Annotated in this window: 11 protein-coding genes and 1 pseudogene; 6 read left to right on the top strand and 6 right to left on the bottom strand. The window is 60.6% G+C overall.

Features of this window, described 5'->3' with window-relative positions; translation table 11 throughout:
• Positions 1 to 195 precede the first annotated feature (195 nt).
• From HNQ08_RS14145 to HNQ08_RS14130, 4 genes and pseudogenes are all read left to right on the top strand, one after another.
• Positions 196 to 1,026: pseudogene (locus HNQ08_RS14145) on the top strand (SDR family oxidoreductase).
• A gap of 728 nt (positions 1,027 to 1,754) precedes the next feature.
• Positions 1,755 to 2,696 (top strand): dienelactone hydrolase family protein, encoded by a 942-nt coding sequence (locus HNQ08_RS14140; RefSeq protein ID WP_184133377.1) that lies wholly within the window; start codon positions 1,755 to 1,757, stop codon positions 2,694 to 2,696.
• A 165-nt stretch (positions 2,697 to 2,861) separates the two neighbouring features.
• On the top strand, positions 2,862 to 3,755 hold the full coding sequence (locus HNQ08_RS14135; protein WP_184133375.1) for a C39 family peptidase: 894 nt from the start codon (positions 2,862 to 2,864) through the stop codon (positions 3,753 to 3,755).
• Between the two features lie 242 nt (positions 3,756 to 3,997).
• Positions 3,998 to 4,273, top strand: coding sequence for a hypothetical protein (locus HNQ08_RS14130; protein WP_184133373.1), 276 nt, complete (start codon positions 3,998 to 4,000; stop codon positions 4,271 to 4,273).
• A gap of 387 nt (positions 4,274 to 4,660) precedes the next feature.
• Here the strand turns inward: HNQ08_RS14130 and HNQ08_RS14125 are convergent, their stop codons facing one another.
• Positions 4,661 to 5,746: a M20/M25/M40 family metallo-hydrolase gene (locus tag HNQ08_RS14125; protein WP_229790067.1), complete on the bottom strand. Its 1,086-nt coding sequence runs from the start codon at positions 5,744 to 5,746 to the stop codon at positions 4,661 to 4,663.
• Between the two features lie 794 nt (positions 5,747 to 6,540).
• On the opposite strand from HNQ08_RS14125, the gene HNQ08_RS14120 reads away from it, so the two are divergent.
• On the top strand, positions 6,541 to 6,831 hold the full coding sequence (locus HNQ08_RS14120; protein ID WP_184133369.1) for a WGxxGxxG family protein: 291 nt from the start codon (positions 6,541 to 6,543) through the stop codon (positions 6,829 to 6,831).
• Positions 6,832 to 7,267: 436 nt separating this feature from the next.
• Here the strand turns inward: HNQ08_RS14120 and HNQ08_RS14115 are convergent, their stop codons facing one another.
• Entirely contained in the window at positions 7,268 to 8,323 is a 1,056-nt protein-coding gene (locus tag HNQ08_RS14115; protein WP_425321350.1) for a LacI family DNA-binding transcriptional regulator, read from the bottom strand.
• Between the two features lie 301 nt (positions 8,324 to 8,624).
• On the opposite strand from HNQ08_RS14115, the gene HNQ08_RS14110 reads away from it, so the two are divergent.
• Positions 8,625 to 10,562 carry a glycosyl hydrolase family 28-related protein gene (locus HNQ08_RS14110; protein WP_184133365.1) on the top strand — a complete coding sequence of 646 codons (1,938 nt, stop codon included), beginning with the start codon at positions 8,625 to 8,627 and terminating at the stop codon, positions 10,560 to 10,562.
• A 339-nt stretch (positions 10,563 to 10,901) separates the two neighbouring features.
• Here HNQ08_RS14110 and HNQ08_RS14105 read toward each other — a convergent pair whose 3' ends face one another.
• The 4 genes from HNQ08_RS14105 to HNQ08_RS14090 form a co-directional block, all read right to left on the bottom strand.
• Entirely contained in the window at positions 10,902 to 11,126 is a 225-nt protein-coding gene (locus tag HNQ08_RS14105) for a hypothetical protein (RefSeq protein WP_184133363.1), read from the bottom strand.
• Between the two features lie 421 nt (positions 11,127 to 11,547).
• Positions 11,548 to 13,737: an ATP-binding protein gene (locus tag HNQ08_RS14100; protein WP_184133361.1), complete on the bottom strand. Its 2,190-nt coding sequence runs from the start codon at positions 13,735 to 13,737 to the stop codon at positions 11,548 to 11,550.
• Between the two features lie 346 nt (positions 13,738 to 14,083).
• Positions 14,084 to 15,268 carry an ATP-binding protein gene (locus HNQ08_RS14095; protein ID WP_184133359.1) on the bottom strand — a complete coding sequence of 395 codons (1,185 nt, stop codon included), beginning with the start codon at positions 15,266 to 15,268 and terminating at the stop codon, positions 14,084 to 14,086.
• Between the two features lie 86 nt (positions 15,269 to 15,354).
• On the bottom strand, positions 15,355 to 16,029 hold the full coding sequence (locus tag HNQ08_RS14090; RefSeq protein ID WP_184133357.1) for a response regulator: 675 nt from the start codon (positions 16,027 to 16,029) through the stop codon (positions 15,355 to 15,357).
• Position 16,030 lies beyond the last annotated feature (1 nt).

The following is a 16,030-nucleotide window of genomic DNA, read 5'->3' as shown; positions in this document are numbered from 1 at the left end:
GTCTTGACATTCGGGAGCAAAACAAACGCGCTGTGGAGTTGCTCGACATGTGTCTGCCTGAGCTAACTTCAGAAGGCCATTCACCCATTTTTGACTCTCCCTGCTTTGGTCTAATTCTCAACTTTCAGACCTCCACGGCAATGAGAAATAGCTGGCATGTCCTAGAATGACGATCCGCGTACGCCCGCCCCTTCTATTTCCCCGAAGCACCAGAAAAATCCCGGGACCGAGGCCAGGCTCGAACCCGCCGCTGACCACGGTGAAACCTCTAACAAGGGCAGCGGCAAGCTGGAGGGTCAGGCGGCGCTGATTACTGGGGCCGATAGCGGCATTGGCAAGGCAGTCGCTCTGGCCTCTGCCCGGGAAGGGGCCGACGTGGTGGTCTCGTACCTCAACGAGGACAATGACGCCGAGGATACTGCCCGCCTCGTCCGTGAAGCAGGGCGGCGCGTGCTGATCCTGGCCGGAGATATCGGTGATCCAGCCCACTGCAAAATGTTGGTGCAACGCACGGTAGATGAGTTTGGCGTACTGGACGTACTGGTCAACAATGCCGCGTATCAGAACAATTTCAAGGAACTGGCCGACGTTACGCCCGAGGAACTGGAGCGCCACTACCGCACGAATGTCTATGCCATTTTCTACCTGTGCCAGGCGGCGCTGCCCCACATGAAACCGGGCGCCACCATCATCAACACGTCGTCGGTGCAGGCGTATCAACCCTCGCCAGACATCCTGGCCTAAGCTTCTACCAAGGGCGCGGTGGTCACGCTGACCAAGGGCCTGGCGAAACTGCTGGCCGAGCAGGGCATCCGCGTCAACTCAGTGGCTCCGGGGCCGATCTGGACGCCGCTGGTGGTGCAGGAGGATGCGGACTCCGCGCCGCAATTCGGCCAGGACACGCCATTGGGCCGCCCAGGTCAGCCCGCCGATCTGGCTGCAACCTATGTTCTGCTGGCCTCGGCAGACAGCAGCTACACCACCGGAGCCATCTATGCCATCACGGGCGGTGAACTGACCGCCTAATTAGACTGATCGCGAAGGTGCTGCTGGAGGGCATGCCTAAGGGCTTCTCCGGTCCAGTGGAAGATGTGGGAACTCTGGTCCCCTCCCCTGGAGCTGATGGGGCGTGTTGACTTGCAGTCATCAGAGCACTGAATAGCGAAGGATGGGACCCTACCTTATGCCTTCTGGCAGCCAGCGGTCAGGGGACAATGTCTGATTGTCCTTCTCGCGATCTGAAGCCCTGCGTTGTCTGTTCCATCCCTGCGCCGCAGTCTCCCCAGCTGGTTTCGCGTCTTCGCTGTCCTGTGGGAGACAGAACGATGGAAAAACTGCCGTGAGCCTGTGCCTTCACTGCGGTCAGGTCTCGATAATCCCCTGCTGCCCCATGGTAGTGGGAATGGGGCTTTTCCGGGCCTGTCCGCTATTCGCTGATCCGGCGCCTAGGCGCACTGGCTCAGGGGTAGCTGCGCGTTCTGCCATCCGTAGACAGCAAGGTAAACCTGTAGTCGCACTCTGACTTTGCGCTCACGCTTCTGGCATTGAGGGTCACTCCGGGCGCCGTGCAGATTGCCCTGGCTGTTTGCCGCCCTGAGTGCCATGACACAGATCAAACCTCGCTCGGTGTAGTATTCCTAGACAGAACGTTTAACATCATTGCTTTATAACCCACCTCGTTGTTCTTCCGGTTTGGCATGTCGTCCTTTCCCGCCTAGAGCTGCGGCTCGCCCTTGTGTCAGGAGGTTGTGCGTATGGCTGAAGACCGTCAAGATCTGTTCCGGTACGTTGTTGAAGAATTTGCCGAGGATTACCACGAGGGCGAGTTGCAACGCCGTGAATTCCTGCGTCGTATGACCCTGCTGGGCGGCGGTGTCGTAGGCGCGCGCGTGTTGCTCACCTCGCTGGGGATCGCCGGGATCAGTGCCGCCGAACTGGCACAGGCCCAGACGGCTCCACCTCAACCGGATCCGGCCAAGGGCGCCGGCATGGTTGATCCGCGTGACCCGGCCATTGCGGCGAAGCCCGTGACTTACGAGGCCAACGGCTTTACCAATCTGGCGTATCTGGCCCGTCCGGCTGGCAACGCACCCGCCCCTGGTGTCCTGGTTATTCACGAGAACAAGGGGCTGCAACCGCACATTCAGGACATCGCGCGCCGTCTGGCGAAGGCAGGCTACATCGCGATGGCCCCCGATCTGGTCTCTAAAATCGGCGGTACCCAGCAGTACATCGACACCGCACAGGTTTCCAGCTATCTGGCGCAGACCTCTGGCGACGAACACATTGCCAATCTCCAGGCGGCGTTGGCTGTTCTCAAGACGCAACCCGGCGTGCAGAAGATTGGCGCAGTGGGCTTCTGCTTCGGTGGCGGTCTGACCTGGCGGCTGTCCACCGAAGCACCTGAACTGGCAGCCGCTGTTCCCTTCTACGGGCCCGCGCCCGACGCGGCAAAAGTGCCGGCCATCAAGGCGGCGGTGCTGGGAATTTATGGCGGCAATGACACCCGCATCAATGCCGGGATTCCGCCGCTGGAAACGGCACTCAAGGCAGCTGGGACGACGTACCAGATCAAGATCTACGATGGGGCAGGACACGCATTCAACAACGACACCGGCCAGAACTACGTCAAGACGGCGGCAGACGACGCCTGGGCACAGACGTTGGCCTGGTTTGACAAGTACCTGAAAACGTAGTGCCGCTTGCCTGAAGCGTGGGCCGGGAGGGTGAACTCCTGGCCCACGCTTATGTCATGGAAGCCGGCGGCGGTTCGGCGAATCCGGCAGTATTGCTCAATATCAAATAAAGCCGACTGGTGGGCCAGAACATCTCTCTGACACGACTTTCAGACACAATGATTTATGTCCCCCACCTTTCGCCTGCTGCTGATGGGCCTGACCTTGACTGCCAGTGCCGCCGCCGCACCAAGCAGCATGACGCTCAAGAATATTCGCCATGAATATCAGGGGCCAGACAACTGCGCGCCCGTCACTGCCCTGACGGTCCTGGGGTACCACGGCACCCGAGTGACACAGGCTGCAGCGGAAGCCGCCATGAAGGATTATCCTGGCGACCCGCAGGTCAGCAGCCTGGAACTTGCAGCCTATCTTGGGAGGTTCGGCCTCCGGAGCGTCATTCGTTATGCTGGAGATGCCGAAGTCCTGCGCGAGCTGGTCTCGCGGGGTTTTCCGGTGGTGGTGCAACAGCGGCTCAAATCTGGCAGCAATGTGGCTCATTTTCGTACCGTCTACGGCTACAGCAGTGGGTCGTTTCTTCTGAGCGATCCCCTGCGCGGCCCATCGCTGCGCCTGAGCAACGCTGAGATGACCGACCTGTGGAACTTCTACAACGGTGAGTATCTGGTGGCTTACCCACCTGCCAGAGAGGGCGAGGTTCAGGCTGCGATGGGCGACAACTTCAACGCCACCGCCAACTGGCGGAACGCCCAGATGCGCGGCGAGCAAGATGTCAAGGGACGGCCCAGCGATCCCTATGCCTGGTGGGGGCTGGCCAAGGCCACACTGCGCCTGGGGGACGCTGAGACGGCAGCACAGCAGTTTGACCGTGCCGTCAATCTGGGCGTCCCCACCATTTATTACCTGTACCGTCAGGAGGCCTTTGAGGCGTGGACGCAGGCAGGCTGGTACACCAAAACGCTTCAGATCACTGGACGCGCACTTGATGCCTTTCCCAAGAGCAAGGAGTTGCAGAAGTTTCGCGATCTGGCGAATCGGGCGCTGGAAAGAGAGGGTTGACGGGTGATGCCTTCAATCTAGGTCATATCTGCTCGCTTCTGCTCGAGCTTTCGGGTCTACGCCGCCACCGTTGGTTTGTTCTCGTAAAGACAGAGCCGGCGTTAAGAACTATGGTGCATGCGTCGTTGTGTATAGCCTGCCTTGAAGTAATGCTACAAAGGATATGCACCTCGACTCTGGCCCTCTTAACCTCGGTATTGACTGGCTCAGGAAAGCCAGTCGTTCCCACCCTCAGTGAGGCCGTGGACATCAATGAGAGCGGGTCAGTTGTCGGCAATTACGTACTCGAAGCCTGCAACGAAGACGTGATCCTGGGGTCAAATACCCCGGAAGTTGACAGGATCGTCCTGGCAACGCTCTTCGAGAAAATACGCTGCGAGGCGTATCTGTCCAATCCGGAAGGCGAGCCTCTGACCGACGCACGGGTGGACAGCATGACCAAGACACTTGCTGGCAAGCTGAGCTTCCGGGTGTGCTCTCACAGTTTGTTTGCGGTGGAGGATGAGGAGGAACAGTGACAGGTGGCCTATCAGTCTGACAAGATCCCCGTCAATCTGGAGAAGCAGAAGAGCCAGCTGGACTTTTTTAAGCCCGCTACCCTGATTATCGCTGGAAAGCTCTTCACTGCATAACCAGTAGTGGATGGTCCATACCGCGACAACTTCATCCTGCCGAGCGGTGAGGCAACGTCGAGAAATCTTGGAGTGGTTCTCCACGCTTTTGACGTCAACAATCTGCTGTCTGAAGTGACCTCTACCTGCAATTGCGATGACAGCTAGGGCCAGCCGTACAGGATTAAGGCGGGCCTGAGGAGTTACCATTCGCCTGAGGAAGGCTGAGCATGGCGCAGTTGTGGCGCCACGCTCAGCCTTTCATTGGCTTCGCGAAGTGACAGAAGCGGGGGCTCAAGCTGACGGTTTCTCGTCCAACGACGTGAACCCCAGTTCTAGGTTGCCAAGATCCTGTAAGAACCCTTCCAGAAGGCTCACAGCTCCCACAAGATCGCGGCTGTCAAGCACCTCGACAGGACTATGCGTGTAGCGGTTGACCACCGACACGGCGCCAGTCGGCACCCCCTGCCCAAGGTATTGCAAAGCGCCGGCGTCGGTACCGATGCCCTTAAGCACTTCGCGCTGCACCGGCACCCCCCGTTTCTCAGCTGCAGCGAGCAGGCCCCGGCGAATGGCTGGATGCGCTTGAGTCGAGGAGTCCATGATTTTGATGGTGGGTCCAGCGCCCAGTTGCAGGTGTGGGCTGGAAAACTCTGGCGTATCGTCGGCAGCCGTCATGTCCAGGGCCAGCGCAACGTCGCTCTGAAGATGGCGGGCCAGCGCCTGCACGCCGCGCAGGCCAATTTCCTCTTGCACCGAGAACACCAGGATCAACGTGACGGGTGGGGGCGTGTCCTCGTATCGTTCAAGCAGAGTCAGCAGCACGGCGCAGCCGGCCCGGTCATCGAGGGCGTGTGCGGTGTAGCGGCCAGTCTGGTGGCCCAATTCGGTAAGACTGCCAACGAAGCCTACAGGATCACCAATGGCCACACCCATGCTGATCACCTCCTCCCGACTCCGCGCGCCGATGTCCACGTAGAGGTGGGCGTAAGGGACGATGCTCGAGCGGTCATTGTCACCCAGCAGGTGAGCACTCTTGCTGCCGATGATGCCCAGCAGACGCTCGCCGCTGTCGGTGCGAATCCACACACGCTGCGCCAGGAGAATACGGTCATCAAAGCCACCGAGTTTCTCCAGGCGCAAGAAACCGTCGGCGCCGATCTTATAGACCCGGAAGCCCACCTCGTCCATATGTGCCGAGATGATGCAGCGGCGTGCATCGTCGTGCGCGGCGCGGCGTACGACAACCACATTGCCGAAAGCGTCTACATCGAGCGTGTCCGCGTGGGGGCGGACGGCGTTGACCACCAGCTGGACAACGTCTTCCTCAGACCCACTGGGTCCGGTGGCCTCCACCAGAGTACGCAGATGGTTGATCACAGACGTAAGAGTGGAACCTTGGTGGATGGGTTCGTTCATCAGGGACTTCCTTGCCTGGCACTTTTGAAGAGGGAGGCGTACTGAGCATGTTCGGCGCCCAATCATCCCTTCAGCCAGCCGAGGAGTTGATGAATGAGCCCCATGCAGTGTAGTGGCAATGGCCACCTCATCCCGGCGGAGGCCTCAGGTGTGGGGGTAAGGCTCCCATGTGGCCACCTCTCCTTCACTCAATGAATCGGCTTTAATTTTTGACTTCCTACCCTCCACCAAGGCTTTTCACCGAGTCAATATGCCGTTCGGCAATGACTCCGCAGGCGTGGATTCGTCGATCCTCTTTGTCATGAATTTCCACTACCCTCGCTGCCCATCACCCTCGTTGTCAGCCACACTCCGGATTCAAGATGCGTTGTGAAACCGTGTGCCGGTCGACCTTACTTTCTAATCGCCTGTCTTCCCGAGGTCTACTTTTTTTATCGACGTAGCTACCTTAGCTTAACTGTATGAATACCAGGCTCTGCTCGCTTCTTTTTCTTCGTTAACGTCAAGCGGCCAGAGGCAGTGCTAATAAAAATGCAAGTTGAAGCTTGGTCAACTGTACTATCTTTAGAAAAACCCAATCGTCGCGCCATGGATTTAGACTCAGTAAAAGTGCTTCATGAACATTCATTGTATCAAATCGCATAATCGCGACGCTCCCGTCGTTTAACTTTCCAGCACCCGCAGAAGACAACGGGTTAGACAATAAAGAAGTCAAATCCGATGATCGGCATGCGAATTCAACAAGGTGGTTCCCTATGAAAAAAGCTCTGCTTCTCTCACTGCTTCTCTCTGTTTCATCATTGGCTCTGGCACAGGACACGACCACGGATACCACCTCTACGGATACCACCATTACGGATACGACCACCCAGCCGCTTGATCCTAACAATGATGGCGTTGTCGATACCAACAACAATGGTCGTGCCGATACCCGCGAGTTTCCGTGGGGCTTGTTGGGGTTGATCGGACTGGCAGGTCTGGCCGGACTTAACCGCAAAACTGTTACCCCAGTGCGGGTTGAACCCCATAACAACACCCGCCCCTAACGGCGCCCGTGTTTTTGAACGCTCGTCCCTGATTTATCAGAGACGAGCGTTCTGGTTTGAGGTGCTCATTGCGCGCCCCCATGTCATTGGGTCTGATCCACTCGCTGCTGATCTCTCTAAATCCTAGAACGCGGCAATAGCGTGTCGATCGCTCCTGCCTGCATAGAGGTGGCTTCACATGGGGCACAGCATGGAGTAAAGAGACTGTTCGTAGGGCTGGTTTGGAGCACTCCTCAAACAGCGTCGCTGAATATGGCGAAAGGAAGACGGATGACAGGGAGTCATGCCTGCTCAACCCACCATGTCCCAACCTCAACAATAACTACAAACCGGGACCAGTGAAGTGCTTATTTGATTCGGCTGGAATAATTGGCCTCGTCATCGGACCGAACACTATAGGTGGGCATGTGATGGGCAGCAGAGCTCAGGTGGACGCTCACTGACGCAGTTCTTCACTGCAAGGGGGGGCCGTCGACTCACGCTCGATCAGTTCAGTTGCAAACGGTGGCGGCACGGCAGGCTCTCGCCCCTCAGCCAGCGCCACGAGGATCTGCACCGCCACCTCGCCAATCTGCGCCAGGGGTTGACGCACCGTCGTCAGGCCGGGGCGGGAGGCGGCTGCAATGGGCAGGTCGTCAAATCCCACCACCGAGAGGTCCCTGGGAATATGCAGCCCACGGTCCTGGGCAGCATGTATGGTGCCCAGGGCCATCGCGTCGCCGGACACGAAGATCGCGCTGGGGGGGCGAGTGAGTCCCAGCAACAGTGCGGTTGCCTGCTCTCCGCCCGGCTTGGTGTAGTCGCTGTGCTGAACATAGTCATGAGGCACGTCTAATCCCGCAGCTGCCATACCCTCCCGGTACCCTCGCAGGCGCTCGTCTGCGTCGTCACGGTCGTGCTGTCCCGGGTGGAACGGGTGGCTGGCTGGCCGCCGCCCGGGAGACTCCAGCCCGCTGATGAAGCCGATGCGGGTGTGGCCCAGCTTCAGCAGGTAGTCCATAGCCAGGCGGGCACCGCCGTAATTGTCCACTGTGAGCTGCAACTCTCCGGGGCCGTCCACACTAACCACATGAACTGGCAGAGCCGCACGCTGCCAGTGGTTCACGTGTGACGGCTGAATCAGCAGTGCCCCAGCCGCGAGGCGGGTCACGACCGATACGTCTGAGAAGCCCTGCTCGCTCAACATCATGACGATCAGATCGTAGTTGAGGCCCTCAGCCGCCAGGGCTGCGCCCTGAATAACCTCGCTGGCGTAGGGCCGATTGAATTGTGGGGAAAACACGGTGATCATCCGGCTCTGTCCCCCCGCTAGAGCGCGGGCCACTGCGTTGACCCGGTAACCGGTCGCCTCAATGGCCTCAAGAACCCGCTGACGGGTGTTCGGGCGGACGCCAGCCTTGCCGTTGATGACATTGGAGACTGTCATCGCGGAAACGCCTGCTCGCTGAGCTACGTCGCTCAGGGTTGCTCGGACTTTCTTCTCTTGAACCACAGTTGCCTGAACCTTCTCACATCTTCCCTTGAAAGACAACGTTCGGGGTTGTCCTCCCCAATTTTTAGCGCTATAATTGCTGGGTAATTACAAACGAGACACGCCCGTTTCGGATCCTATTGCTGTGGGGCCTGATGTGGCTGTTCCGCCTATTTCAGGCTTTTGCGCTTTTCCGACTGATGTTCACATGTTCTGCCACGGTGCGCTTTGCTCCGTGAGCCCTGTGGATTCCATTTGCTTCCGCTGAGGGCTCCTGTGCTGCCTGAGCTGACCAGACTTCTTCACTTCCCTGGAGGTTGATATGTCCAAGAAGAGCTACGCCCTCACGGTCGGACTGACATTATTGCTGAGCGCCTGCGGTCAGCAATCGGCAGGACCGACGAACGCACTTCAAGGTGGTGGAAAGGATCTGGATGCTGCCGCGCTCCCGGTCGGGGGCTCCCTGGGTGCCAACGTCACGATCTTTACTCCCAGCATGTCAGTCGAGGAGATCAAGGCAAAGTTCGACGCCATCACACTGGCACAGTTCTCCAACGAGTTCGGACCGCGACGCGACGCGGTTTATTTTATGCCGGGCACCTACGGCACACCACAAAAGCCACTGAACGTTCAGGTGGGCTACTACACTGAGATTGCCGGCCTCGGCGCCTCCCCGACGGACGTGAAGATCAATGGCACGATCAATGTCTACAACCGCTGTCTCGCCGACAACGAGAACGGCAACTGCATTGCGCTCACGAACTTCTGGCGGTCCATGTCCAACCTGACCATTTTCGCCAAGGGCGGCATGACTGACGTGCTGGGCGAGGCGAAGCCACGACCGAGCTGGTGCACCGACACCGAGTTCTGGGCCGTGTCGCAGGCCGCTCCGCTGCGCCGGGTCAACGTTGTCGGCGGCATGTCCTTCATGGATTACTGCTCAGACGGGCCGCAATATGCCAGCGGCGGCTTCATGGCCGACTCCAGGCACAGCGGCGCGGACGCGCTCGTCAATGGCTCGCAACAACAGTTCTACGTGCGCGACAGCAATATCGTCTCGTGGTCCAACGCGGTGTGGAGCGCCGTCTTCTCGGGCGTCAAGAATGCCCCGGCGGAAACCTTCCCGGCGCCCAATGCCTATACCGTACTCGACCAGACGCCCGTCAGCCGCGAGAAACCGTACCTCTTCGTCGACGGCTCGGGCAAGTGGAATGTCCGCGTACCGTCGGTGCGGCGTGGGAGCCGCGGAACGACCTGGGAAAGTGGTCTGACGCCCGGACGCACCATCCCGCTCACCGACTTCTTCGTGGCAAGACCAGGCGACTCCATGCAGGAGATCAACAACCAGCTTGCCCGTGGCAGGCATCTGATTCTGACCCCCGGCGTCTACAGCGTAGACCGGACCATCAGCGTCAAGCGTGCCGAAACGGTCGTGCTTGGCCTGGGTTACGCCACGCTGACCGCCGCGAACGGAGTAACGCCGATGAAGGTCGCCGACGTGCCGGGAGTCGTGATTGCTGGGGTCACGCTCGAGGCCGGACCGACAATGTCGCAGGCCCTGCTGCAGGTGGGCACCAAAAACGGCAACAATGGCTCGCAGGTTCGTGCCAGCGTAGCCAATCCGACGACGCTGTCAGACGTGTTCTTCCGCGTGGGCGGTGCACAGGTCGGCAAGGTGGATGTGGCCCTGGAAATCAACAGCGACAACGTCCTGATCGACCACATCTGGGTCTGGCGCGCGGACCACGGGATCGAAGGCCCCGGCGGCACCAGCCTGCCCGACACCGAGCGCTGGAAAAAAGTAATCGGCAACAACGGTGTCGTCGTGAATGGCAACAATGTGACTGCCACCGGCCTGTTCGTCGAACACTTCCAGAAGAACAACGTTGTCTGGAACGGTGAGGGTGGCACGACGATCTTCTTCCAGAACGAGCTGCCCTATGATCCGCCCACCCAGGAGGCGTGGAACGCCGGCAACGGCGGGAACTCCCTTGGCTGGGCTGCTTACAAGATTGCCGACAGCGTGAAGACGCATCACCTATACGGTGGCGGCGCCTACGTCTTCAATCAGAACAATCCGTCGATCCGCACCACCAACGGCTTTGAATCACCCAACACGCCGGGCGTCGAGTTGCACCATCTCCTGACAGTGAACTTGAGTGCCGGTACCATTGATCACGTCGTGAATGGCCTGGGTGGCCCTGCAGACACCTCCAAAGTTGGCGTGCCAGTGTACATCGTCAACTTCCCGACCCCCTGAACGTCGTAGGGAAGTCGGCGGCTTTCTGGGGGGGAGCGGGTGTTGCTCCGCCCCAACTCGTGGCGAACCACACTTGCGCCGCTCTGGGCAACTGTTTCAAAGTCATGGGGCGCATCGACTCACGGTTTGATAGTTCTGTCTGTCTTAGTCAGGATCCGTTCGGTTATCCCCTGACGTCCGCACAATTGGGAATCATTTTTCTGACTCCGACGCCGGCTGGACGCCAGAGTGGAGGCGCTGAGGACTCTGGCCCTGTCCAGGCACTCAAGGTGCTGCGGCGTCAGTTCCACGTCCAGCGAGGCGACATTGTCCCGAGGTCCGTCACCTGTCTGGCGCCGATCATCGGTACGGTGATGCCCAGGCCACTTGCGCCAGCGGCCGATCCAGTCCAGCCCAGCTCTGCCCCGTGAATTCGCCGTCGCCAAATGGATTGGAGCCGTCGAGCCTGCCCTCCTCTCCGCCTCCCTCGGCCTGGCGCTGATCTTTACCGGTCTGGAATCCGGCAGCCAGGGGGCTGATGATCAGGTCAGACCAGCCCAGTATGCGGTAGCCAGTCAGCTTCACGGATGCTCGTTTCAATAGAGCTGGCGGTGATGCTCCAGTCTGTTGCGCGGGCACCTCATTCGGCGGGCTGCGCGTGGTGGAGGCGACTTGCTTGCGCGAGTGCCCCACCGATGAAGTTGAAGTCCCTGGAATCATCAAGACGTTTGCCCCACGCTGCAGGGGCCAAAGCACCATCACCGCTATCGTTGAGGCTCTTCTGCGCCCCCAATTCAGCCTGACGGATAGGCTCCGCATGGAACTCGCTCTGTCCGTTCGCGAGACGCGTGATTGCCTCTGTCTCTGCGAAACCGGCGAGAAATCTTGCGCTGATCCAGATGACGGATTGGCGTCTACGCTCTCAATTCGGCCAACCCCGGTATCGATTCTCTGACAGGTTTTTCGGCTGGACTCCTTCGGCCAGGCTCCATGCTTGAGGCTCGACTCACCCGTCCCTGGCCGCATCCATCAGAGTAAAAGAGAAGGTACTGCCCACACCGGGTTCAGATTGCGCCCAGACGCGCCCTCCATGATGCTCCAGAATCTTCTGGACGACGGCGAGGCCCATACCGGTGCCTTCGTACTGGTCCCTTCTATGCAGGCGCTGAAAGATCTGGAAGATCTGTTCTGCGTACTGAGGATCGAATCCGATGCCATTGTCCTGCACCTGGACCCTCCACCCCTCTCCGTCACGCTGCGCCTCAATCCTGATCTCTGGCCTCACGTCCGCCCGGCGGAATTTGAGGGCATTGCCAATCAGGTTCTGAAACACCTGAATCAGCTCGCTGTGGACACCGAGGACGTCTGGCAGGTCCTGCGAGGTGATTCTGGCCCCGCTTTCCGCAATGGCGGTGTGGAGAGCGTCCAGCGCTTCGCCCAACGCCGCGTCCAGCAGCACCGGAGACAGCGGGTCCTTGACCGCGTTCAGCCGTGAGAAGACCAGCAGATCGTTGATCAGCACCTTCATGCGCCTGGCACCCTGAATCACAAGACTCAGGTATCTGAGCCCCCGTTCATCTAGGCTGCCTGCGTAACGCTGTTCAATCAGCTCTGCGAAACTTGCGATGGTGCGTAACGGTTCCTGCAGGTCATGGGACGCCACATACGCGAAGCGCTCCAGTTCCACATTGCTGCGTTCCAGTGCACGCCTCTGCTCCTCCAATTCACGGGTCCGTTCCTCCACCCGCTCTTCCAGCGTGGCGTGGCTTTCGCGCAACTGCTGGTGGAGTCTGGCATGGGCCAGGGCCAGGCCAGCCCGGCGCCCAAGTTCCAGTGCGAGATTGAGGTCCTCAGGCGTGAAGCTCCGATCTGTTTCCGCCAAAGCAAAGGACATGACCCCTACCGTCTGACCGTGCGCCAGCATCGGCACGCCCATGTACGACCGCAGTCCCAGCTCATGCACCCGCGCCTTCTGTTCCGCGCTGACCTCCAGCGCATTGATCATTTCAGGGGTAATGCCAGGAAAATACAGGAACGCGCCGCTGCGGTAGATCTCGGCTGTTCCCCCAGCAGAGTCGATTCGGACCGGCGTCTCATTGACATATTCACGCAGCACCCTCACCTTCTCTGGGTTCGTATGGGCGAGGCCATGGGGGTGGAGATACGGACCTTCGGGCAGGTAGACGGCGCACCAGTCGGCGATGTGGGGAACCGCCAGTTCTGCGAGACGGGCCAGGGTGGCTTCCAGATCCAGTGAGGAAGCCAGCGCCTCGCCCGCTTTCGCCAGGAACGCCAGCCGCTCCCGGGCATGACTTTCACCCTCCAGCAGGTGCGCGCGGTGCAGGGCCAGCGCGCACTGTTCCGACATTGCGGTCAGAAAGTGCCGCTCCGCGTCTCCAAAGGCCTGTGGGGTGTCGTACACCAGGGCCAGATACCCGAACGTCGTGCCCTGCACGCTCAGCGGCAGGACCGCTGCTGCGGCAAGCTGGCTTGGACCGACCCTGGAGAGCGCCGAGAATCGTGCTTCCAGCACGGCGCGTCCCCCGAAGACAGGCTGGCCCGTTCGAACCACGTGACTGCCAGGAATATCCAGCGTCAATGGAAACTTGTCCAGCGCTGCTTTGACGGTCGCGTCGTATTTCAATTCGCCCAGCAGGCGCAGGTGATCGCCCTCTGGCGTAAGGATACCCACGGAGCCACGAGTGGCGTCGGTGCTTGGCATGACTTCCCGGAGAATCATCTCCACAACCTGCGCGGGTGTCGCTGCCTGTCCCAGATTGCGCGCAACCGCACAAAGCGCGTCCTGCCGGACCTGGGCGCGTACCTGCTCAGTGAGATCGCGCAGATAAGCTGTGAAGGAGGGGCCGCCGTCCTTCACAAGCACCGGATGGATGGTAAGTTCGCAGGGAAAGACCTCGCCGGAGCGGCGCTGGGCTTCCACGCGAAGGCGCTGGTTGAGGGTAAACGCTTTGCCAGTCTTCAGGTACTGGTCCAATCCTGCACGATAGGCTGTGGGAAGGATCAGATCGCTGACTGATTGCCCCAGCGCCTCGGCGCTGGTGTATCCGAAGGTCTGTTCAGCCGTGATGCTCCACTCAATGACCTGCCCCTCCTTGTTCATCGAAAGGATGCAGCCGAGCGAGGCATTGAGGGGCGTGGCGTTGAGGGCATCCGTAGGGAGGGCGATAATTCGCATTCTACCTCCCAATCGCCGCTCCAGGAAAAGAATTTGAAGGCATCGCGCCAGCGCTGGCTGCCTTTGCCTCCTGTTGAGCGGGTTCAGCCGTCGACCAGCCCCGACGCTACGTTCGCAGGGATTTCGTCTTAACCCTTAGGAGGCGTAAAACCTGCAAGCATGAAGGGGAAAAGCGAAGGTGGACATTGCCCAGTTTGCACGCTTGAAGCTTGACCGTCACGCTTGAATCAGCAATTCTGCCCACCTGAAAAAACGATTCGTTGAGACGCTGCCGATCGACTTACGGTCAGTTCTGAGCTCTATGTCTCACAAGGAACCTGACCCATCCTCACGGGCCTCTGGAGAATTAAAGCCCACCGACTGGCACGTGAGCGGCGGTGGGCAGGTCACGACTAGGGGAAGCAAAGATGAGCGTGAACTCTGCGCCGCCTGCCGGATGGTTGCGGGCCTTGATCACGCCGCCCTGCGCCTCGGTCAGTGCGCGGGCAATCGCCAGCCCCAGACCGCTGCTGGCGCGTCCGCTTGGATCGCGGGTGCGGCTGGCGTCGGCGCGGTAGAAGCGCTCGAAGGCGCGCGACAGGTCATCACTCTGAAAGCCGGGGCCATGATCCCGGATGGTGAGGACCGCTCCTGTCGCGTCCGTGTGGGCGGACAGTTCCACCAGTCCGGGTGCGGCGTAGCGCAGAGCGTTGTCCAGAATATTCTGCAACGTCTGCCGTAGCCGGTCCGGGTCAGCCGTCAACGGAACGGAGTGCGGGGCGTTTACGCTGAGGGTCACGTTCACCTCTGCCGCGCGCAGGGTGTACGCATCGGCAAGCGAACGCAGCACCTCTGCTCCGTTGAGCCCTGTGGGCGAGAGGCTGATCGCGCCGCTCTCGGCCAGCGACAGCACCCGGAGATCGGTGACGAGGCGGGCCAGCAGCAGCACTTCCCCGTGCAGCCGGGCCAGGGCCGCCCCGTCGGTAGGCTGCACGCCGTCTTGCATGGCCTCGATCTCAGAACGAAGCACGGCCAGTGGCGTCCGCAGATCGTGGGCGATGTCGGCCATCAGCCCGCGCCGCCAGGCCTCCTGCCGGGCCAGGGCCGTGGTCAATTCGTTGAATGCCCCGGTCAGGTCGCGCAGCTCGTCACGGCGGGGGGGCAGGGGCAACTGCACGTCACGCTGACCCGCCTGCAGGCGGCCTGCGCCGTCCACCAGCCGTGAGAGCGGGCGCGTGAGCTGCCGCGTCACCAGCCCAGCCACAATGACTGCCAGGAGCGCGCTGAGCAGCGCCGAACGAACCGCGCTGCCGATGATCTGCCGTCCGGCGTCGCGCGCCAGCTGTTGCTGCGGGCTGAGGACCGAAGCGTCCACATTCCAGCCTCCGTCCCTTAGCGGGCCAAAATTTAGCTCAGGATTGAGCTGTCGGATCACTCGGAAGGCTGAATTGACCGTGCCGAACGTCGTGACCAGCACCGCCAACACGGCCACCAGCGCGAACATACGGGTCAGGCGGGCGCGCAGGCCACTGCGCCGTCGTTGGCGATCCATGTATTTGGAGCGCGGAGATGGACGAGCCCTGAACCGTTGTCCAGATTCAGGCCGCCTTGCCCCGCGCTGTGTTATCCCGCGTTGTTTCATGAGTCCGGGCGCAGACGGTAACCGACACCACGTACGGTCTCCAGCAAATCGGCGTGTTCGCCCAGCTTGCGGCGCAGATTCTTGACGTGGGCGTCTACCCCGCGCTCATCGGTGCCGCGCTCCAGGCCGCCCAGCGCGGACAGCAGTTCGGCGCGCGTTCTCACCACGCCGGGCGCGCGGGCCAGCGCGGACAGCAGGCGAACTTCGGCCACCGTCACATCCAGCGCCCGACCGTCCAGCCGAACCTCGAAGGCGGCCGTATCGACGCTCAGTGGCCCAGCGCGCTGCAGCGTCGGCACATTCACCTCTCCCCCCGAACGGCGCAAAACAGCTTTCACGCGGGCCACCACTTCACGTGGACTGTACGGCTTGACCACATAGTCGTCGGCGCCGATGCCCAGCCCCACCAGCCGGTCCACCTCCTCGTCGCGGGCGGTCAGCATGATGATCGGCAGGGGGGATTCGGCACGCACGCGGCGCGCCACTTCCAGGCCGTCCATGCCCGGGAGCATCAGGTCCAGCAGCATCAGGGACGGACGGGCCGCACGCCACAGTTCCAGTGCCCGCAGACCAGTCATGGCGCGTTCGGTGGCGTAGCCCTCACGGCGCAGGTATTCCTCCAGAATATCGCCCAGCCGGGCCTCGTCTTCCACGATCAGGATGGTGGTCATG

Source organism: Deinococcus humi (assembly GCF_014201875.1).
Taxonomy (GTDB): domain Bacteria; phylum Deinococcota; class Deinococci; order Deinococcales; family Deinococcaceae; genus Deinococcus; species Deinococcus humi.
The sequence above is the reverse complement of the archived record's forward strand: the minus strand, read 5'-3'. Positions and strand labels throughout refer to the sequence as shown.

Excerpts from the sequence above, each read along its gene's own strand:
- HNQ08_RS14120 (WP_184133369.1), top strand. The coding sequence starts at position 6,541 with ATGAAAAAAGCTCTGCTTCTCTCACTGCTTCTCTCTGTTTCATCATTG.
- HNQ08_RS14095 (WP_184133359.1), bottom strand. The coding sequence starts at position 15,268 with ATGGATCGCCAACGACGGCGCAGTGGCCTGCGCGCCCGCCTGACCCGT.
- HNQ08_RS14100 (WP_184133361.1), bottom strand. The coding sequence starts at position 13,737 with ATGCGAATTATCGCCCTCCCTACGGATGCCCTCAACGCCACGCCCCTC.
- HNQ08_RS14135 (WP_184133375.1), top strand. The coding sequence starts at position 2,862 with ATGTCCCCCACCTTTCGCCTGCTGCTGATGGGCCTGACCTTGACTGCC.
- HNQ08_RS14090 (WP_184133357.1), bottom strand. The coding sequence starts at position 16,029 with ATGACCACCATCCTGATCGTGGAAGACGAGGCCCGGCTGGGCGATATT.
- HNQ08_RS14110 (WP_184133365.1), top strand. The coding sequence starts at position 8,625 with ATGTCCAAGAAGAGCTACGCCCTCACGGTCGGACTGACATTATTGCTG.
- HNQ08_RS14140 (WP_184133377.1), top strand. The coding sequence starts at position 1,755 with ATGGCTGAAGACCGTCAAGATCTGTTCCGGTACGTTGTTGAAGAATTT.